Here is a 6,006-nt window from a genome sequence, read left to right as displayed (position 1 = left end):
AACGCGGCCCGAACCTTGCGCGAATTCGTGTCCTTCGCAGCGCCTTTCGATCTCAGCATCACCATCACCACCGCAAACCTCGACGAGCGACAGGCCCTCTGGCATCTCAAAGAAGCCTCAGAATACCTGCGCAGTCATGGAGTAGAGAATTACAAAACCGAACACCTCAAAGAAAAAACGATTCCCGACTACATCATCGACGAGAATGATTTCTTGTTTCTGGCGTTTCTTCATGTTGCAAGCCTCAGCTCCAGGTGCGCGGATGCACCCGCACCAATATTGTCTTCAAGCCGCAATGTGCCGCCAAGATCTTGAACGATCGTATAGGAAATGCTGAGCCCCAAACCTGTCCCCTTACCAACTTCTTTTGTTGTTACAAATGGATCGAACGGATCTTGAGACGTATGCTGTAACCCAACGCCATTGTCCTTTATCGTAATGGTCAAGAACTGACCTGAAACACTTCCCGTTAGGGATATCAATCCGTCTTGTTGGCTAGCTTCTTCAATCGCATCTACTGCATTCGAAATCAAATTCACCAAAACTTGCTCAACCAACAAAGGATCCGCCAGCACTTCATGGTCAAGCCCGTCCCGAACAATTTCAATTGCAATATTTGAGTGCTCGGCCAGTCGCGCTTGCAACAGCTCAATAGAACGATCTACAGATTGCAAAAGAGACATACGAGCGACTGTATAGTCAGACCTGCGTGCAAAACGGGCGAACTGCTTTACCAGCGCCGACATTCGATCTGTCATCCTTATGATTTTCAGTAGCGCCTTTTCCATTGCCTGTTCATCAATTCCGGCCCGCAGTCTTGTAAGAGTGTTATGCGCAGCAAACCGTGTCGCAGAAATAGGTTGATTGAGTTCGTGTGAAATCCCTGCCGACAATTGCCCCAGCGCCGCCAATTTTCCGGCCTGCACCAAATCTGCCTGTGTTTTCTGCAATTGCTGGTTCGTTCGTTCACGTTCAACGATTTCGGTTTCAAGCCGCAAAAGGTTTTCTTCCCTTTCACGAACCGAACGACGAAACACCTCAACAGCGTGTCCCATCCGCCCAATCTCATCACTACCACTCGGTATTGGTGTACCTTCTGTTTCCCCCCGCGCAATTGCCCGCAAAGTCACAGACAATTCACGAAGGCGCGCAACAATCCGCCGGCGAACATAAAACACAACAATTGCGGTTGCAGCCAAAAGGCCCGCGATGGTCAGCGCAACCACTCTACCGCTCGCCATTTGCATGCCCTCTAAGGCACTGCCAGCAACCTGCGCTGCAATATTACGTCGTTCAGAACCTATTGCAGAAAGCTTACTTTGAAATCGAGAAAGACTTTGTTGCGTTGCCGCCAATTCAAGAAAAACCAACTGTCTTGTTTGAACCAGGCGTCGGCCAAGCGAAAAGATTCCGTCCTCACCTTCAGAGAGTTGGCGAAGCCTATCAAGTGATTGCTTTAAGGTGATTAATCCACCCGCATCACCGAGTTCACCGAGATATCGGGATGCACGATCAAGGCTTTCAGCTGAAATATCAGCGAACTGATCAAGGCTTTCAATATTCTGCACATTGGTCGCTTGCAGCATCGCTGTGATTGCAAATGCTCCTTCACGGCCAGCGTCTTGCACCAAGTCTCGCTTGAAACTCTCACTTCTCAACAATTCGAATTCTGCTTGAAACCAGCTCTCCCCTTGTGCCTCGGCCAATTGTGAAATGGCATTCTCGATATTGAAGGAGATATCGAGCAAGAGCGGTGAGATCTCACCCTGAAAATCGGCTTGCAGCCATCGGATTTCTTCGGCCCGTCCGATCATCGCCTTTTCCAGCAAGAACTGATTGTCCGACTGGCTTAACAACAAATTGATATGCCCTTCGATTTCGCTCTGAGCACTGACCAAACCCGTTTCTGAAGCAATTTTGATTTTTTCCGCAAGCACAGAAATCGCCAGATTGAGCCGCGATTGAAACTCAGGCTGGTCTGCACGCAAATGAGGTTCACCAAGCAGCGTTGCCATGGCCGCCAACTCAGTAACGCTTGCAGCGATCTCATTTACCTGCACAATTTCAGGCATTTGATTTTGCACGATGTCAGTCAAATCGTCGCCAAGCTGGGTGAACTGCACAACAGTTGACGCCGCAATTACGAACATAATCGCAGAAATCAGAACGAAAGATGCAAACAAGCGCCCCCAAACACTGAAAGCACTCGGAAACCATTGGACCAGTTTTGACCTGATTGTAGGGTTAGACCAGCCGGTCATTGGCCAATGTTCCGTAGCTCATTTTCAGCTTGTGCCAGCAGCTCGTCAGCTTGGCGTTGCCAGTTTTGCTGGAACACTTTTTGTTCCGCAGTATTGGGAGCATATCGTGCACCCGGACCGGGCATTGGACTTGGTTGCATTGTTGCGATCTGGTGTTCGCTGATCGGCATCGTCAACAGGAAAGTCTTTGCCCTGTTTAAACTTTGCATGCTTTTATTGTCGAGTTTCAAACGCTTCTCTAGGCTTCTGATTTTATGCCAGACGGTGCGCCGACGGCTAAATTGATTGGTAACGAACTGATCAAAAATCTCATTGACCATCCAATATCGCCTCGCAGCAGTATTTGGATCATAACTTGCCCAGCTCAGCTTGAGCGCAGCTTCAAGTGAAGGATAAGAAGAATAGCTCAATGTTTGCCGCAGTTCTTTGTCAATCGGTATACGGTTCAAATCAGGCGACAGCAATATTTGCTGGCCCTCACGCGAAAGAACAAACGCCACAAATTCTTCGGCAAGCGCTGGCGCAGCGCCGTTGCGCAATTTGGCTATTCTTGCTGGAACAAGCATGACAGGGCGGCCATATCGAAACGCAATATCAGGCTCGGAGATGGCAAGAAAATCAATACTCAGCCCAATGTCGAACCGGCCGGATTTTAAACCATCGATCACCCCAAAACTGCGCGACGTGATCGTCGCAAAATTTGAACTTAGCGCGAGCAGATACTCCCATCCCTCTTCCCACCCTCTATCTTGCAAAAATTGCTCCAACAAAAGATGTGTCGTTCCCGATCGTGAAGGACGCGCAATTCCTATCCTCCCTTCATATTTCTCGTCCAACAAATCATTCCAGCTTTGTGGCGGCACATCCATGTTGCCTTTGCGCCAGCTCCAACCCAACGACGACAGGGCAAAGGCATGATGTGTTTCACCTTCAATCGGCGCGAGGTGATCAAAGGTCTCCAGCATGTCAAATGCTTCTGGTGACGACGCCCAAAAAAGATCAAACCCTCGCTTGTTGCCAAGAGATATTTCACCCAAAGCGTGGTTGGTGTTTTTGTTCAAAACCAGGACTTTTGTATGTGGGTTCAGTGCTTCGAACCGCTGAACATAGGGTGCAAAAACCCGTTCAGACATCGACGTTAGGATACGCAAAGTGCGGTCTTGCGTAACAGAATTACCCTGCGTGTACGCAGCGGAGCTCAACGCCAACGTGATGCACATTATGAGAGCTAAGCGGAGAAAACGAACAATGGCCATTCTTGCTTTTTATATCGAAATGCATTGTGAAGACAATCTGAATTCACGTTTCCACTTCAAGAGCAAATTGTCCCCTGCATTTCCAAACGCCATATTGTCGAAGCTGCGGGAAGGCGCAATTTCCAGATCAAAATGGTCTCTTTGCGCAGTCATTTGCTCTATGATTTTAGGACAAGCCCCAAGTCCATCACGTTGGTACCGGTCGGCCCTGTATGAAGAGTTGAGCCCACGGCATCAAGGAACGCACCAGAATTTGCTTGTTTGATCGCACTATCGCCGCCGGGTGCCGAGCGGAATGTTTCGCAATCAACAAGCGCGCCCGCATATTTGGTTGGGCCATCAGTCCCATCAGTGCCTGCAAAAAGCCCTAGTACATTGCTTTGGTCAGCAATGGCCTGCGCAAATCTTAAAGCAAGGCATTGGTTTCGTCCCCCAATTCCAGGGTTCGAAGGGAGCCGAACGGTGCTTTCGCCGCCCCAGATATAAAGACCACATGGACCTGTTTCTATTCGATTGGCTAACTTCAGCGCCAAATCACCCACATCTGCATAAAGATTCTCAACGTTCTCAATAACCCGAAGGCCAAGACGTTTCGCTTCAGCCTCAACAGCAGCGCGCGCAATTTGGTTTGATCCAACAATTCGCGAGTGAAAATCAAAACGAGGGTTCAACGCGCAAGATCCAATACCTGAACCAATGGTATCTAGCGCATCACCTTGGACGTCGGAAATATACAAAAGCTCAACCTCCCTACCTGGAAAGTTCGGCAAGAGCTGCCCGCCTTTGATTGCTGATATCGCTGTGCGGTCTTGATTTATCGTCAGAATATCCTCTCCACTTGCCAACGCATTGCGATTGAGAGCTTGCAAATCTTTCTCGGTAAATTCTGGCTTTAACAATTCGACAAGCGACGACGCTCCGCCGGACAACAAAAATAGAAGGGTAGATTCTTGTGGGCGAGAACAAACCCAATCAAACACTCGTTGCCCGGCGTGAAGACTGGCCCCATCCGGGATCGGATGAGCAGCCTCCAATGCCTCAATACGGGGATCAGCAAATTGGCTGGAACCATGCCCATATTTTGTAACCATCAAAGCATTTTCAAAATTTGGAAGTGCTGCCATCGCCCCTTCCAACATCGATGCAGCAGCCTTTCCAACCGATAAAATTGAAACAGGGTTGCAAATCTTGGACTGCACCAACGCATCAAAAACACAAGGTTCACCCAGAACGGCCTGAACCCCCACATTGAAAAGCTGTTTTAACGTCTGTTGCATCTCAGGAACCTTTGCATTTTTGCCAGCAAGTAGCCTAATCAAGCAGTCCATTCAAGCTAAAAATGTCAAATTTGGCATAATTAAAATACCAAAATAGCAAATAATTATTTACACAATGCATTATTTGGTCTAAATGACGAACCATTGTTAACATGGGAGGTACTATGAAAAATCTCGTAATTGCAGCAGCAATGTCTGCTATTTGTCTAACCGGCACAGCCATCGCAGAACCAGTGAAGCTGAAGATGGGTTCATCATTCCCATCCTCACAACCGTTGCTGGGCACTTCTGGCGTTGATTTTGCAAAAACGGTAACCGCCATCACCGGTGGCGATGTCCAAGTGAAATTCTATGAACCGGGCGCATTGGTTCCCGCATTTGAGATTCTGGACGCTGTGGGTTCGGGCACCGTCGATGCGGGCTGGGCAAATCCCGGCTATCACACAAAAAATGACATCGCGTTCGCATTGTTCTCCGCTGTGCCATTTGGACCTCGTGCCAGCGAATATGCCGCATGGATGTTCTATGGTGGTGGATCGGAAATGCTGAATGAGAAGCTTTACAGCAAGTTCAACGTTCATTCAGAGATCTGTGGTGTTTCCCCCCCTGAAACAGCCGGCTGGTTCCGCAAAGAAATCAATAACCTGGATGAGTTGAAAGGCATGAAAATGCGTTTCTTCGGCCTTGGCGCGCGTGTCATGCAAAAACTCGGTGTTGATACTCAACTGTTGCCGGGCGGCGACATTTATCCCGCTTTAGAACGGGGCACAATTGATGCAACTGAATACTCTATGCCCGCCGTGGATGAAAACGCAGGTTTTTATCAGTTGGCAAAATACAACTACTTCCCAGGCTGGCACCAGCAATCAACATTGCAGGACTTCATCATCAATCTAGATATCTGGAACGGTATGAGTGATGGTCAACGCCTCGCAATTCGCACGGCCTGCCGCGCGTCCTTTACCAACATGTTGGCCGAAGGTGAGGCCATCAATGGTGCTGCACTGACCCGTCTGCAAAATGATCACGGTGTGAACATTCGCCAGTGGAGTGATGAACAATTGGCCGTGTTTGAAGAAAACTGGGCGGTGGTGGCAGAAGAGCTGCAAAAAGAGTCTGCAACCTTCGCAGAAGCTTGGTCAGCGCTTCAAGAGTTCCGTTCAGAATACAACGTTTGGAAATCAAACGCCTACTTGAAATAGTTCCCTCCAA

At 48.8% G+C, this 6,006-nt stretch carries 4 protein-coding genes; 1 reads left to right on the top strand and 3 read right to left on the bottom strand.

The genetic code is table 11. The features are described 5' to 3' along the window. Positions 1-230: 230 nt before the first annotated feature. The 3 genes from Q0231_RS01755 to Q0231_RS01745 all read right to left on the bottom strand — a co-directional run bounded on the left by Q0231_RS01755 (position 231) and on the right by Q0231_RS01745 (position 4,794). On the bottom strand, positions 231-2,183 hold the full coding sequence (locus Q0231_RS01755; RefSeq protein WP_269394565.1) for an ATP-binding protein: 1,953 nt from the start codon (positions 2,181-2,183) through the stop codon (positions 231-233). Between the two features lie 74 nt (positions 2,184-2,257). Then, positions 2,258-3,481, bottom strand: a complete 1,224-nt coding sequence (locus Q0231_RS01750; protein ID WP_299344279.1) for an ABC transporter substrate-binding protein — start codon at positions 3,479-3,481, stop codon at positions 2,258-2,260. 194 nt (positions 3,482-3,675) lie between these two features. Beyond that, on the bottom strand, positions 3,676-4,794 hold the full coding sequence (locus Q0231_RS01745) for a DUF4147 domain-containing protein (protein WP_299344275.1): 1,119 nt from the start codon (positions 4,792-4,794) through the stop codon (positions 3,676-3,678). 164 nt (positions 4,795-4,958) lie between these two features. Between Q0231_RS01745 and Q0231_RS01740 the strand changes: the two genes are divergently transcribed. Continuing rightward, entirely contained in the window at positions 4,959-5,996 is a 1,038-nt protein-coding gene (locus tag Q0231_RS01740; protein WP_299344272.1) for a TRAP transporter substrate-binding protein, read from the top strand. Positions 5,997-6,006: the final 10 nt, after the last annotated feature.

It is taken from the genome of uncultured Maritalea sp. (genome assembly GCF_937139385.1).
Lineage (GTDB): Bacteria > Pseudomonadota > Alphaproteobacteria > Rhizobiales > Devosiaceae > Maritalea > Maritalea porphyrae_A.
The sequence above is the reverse complement of the archived record's forward strand: the minus strand, read 5'-3'. Positions and strand labels throughout refer to the sequence as shown.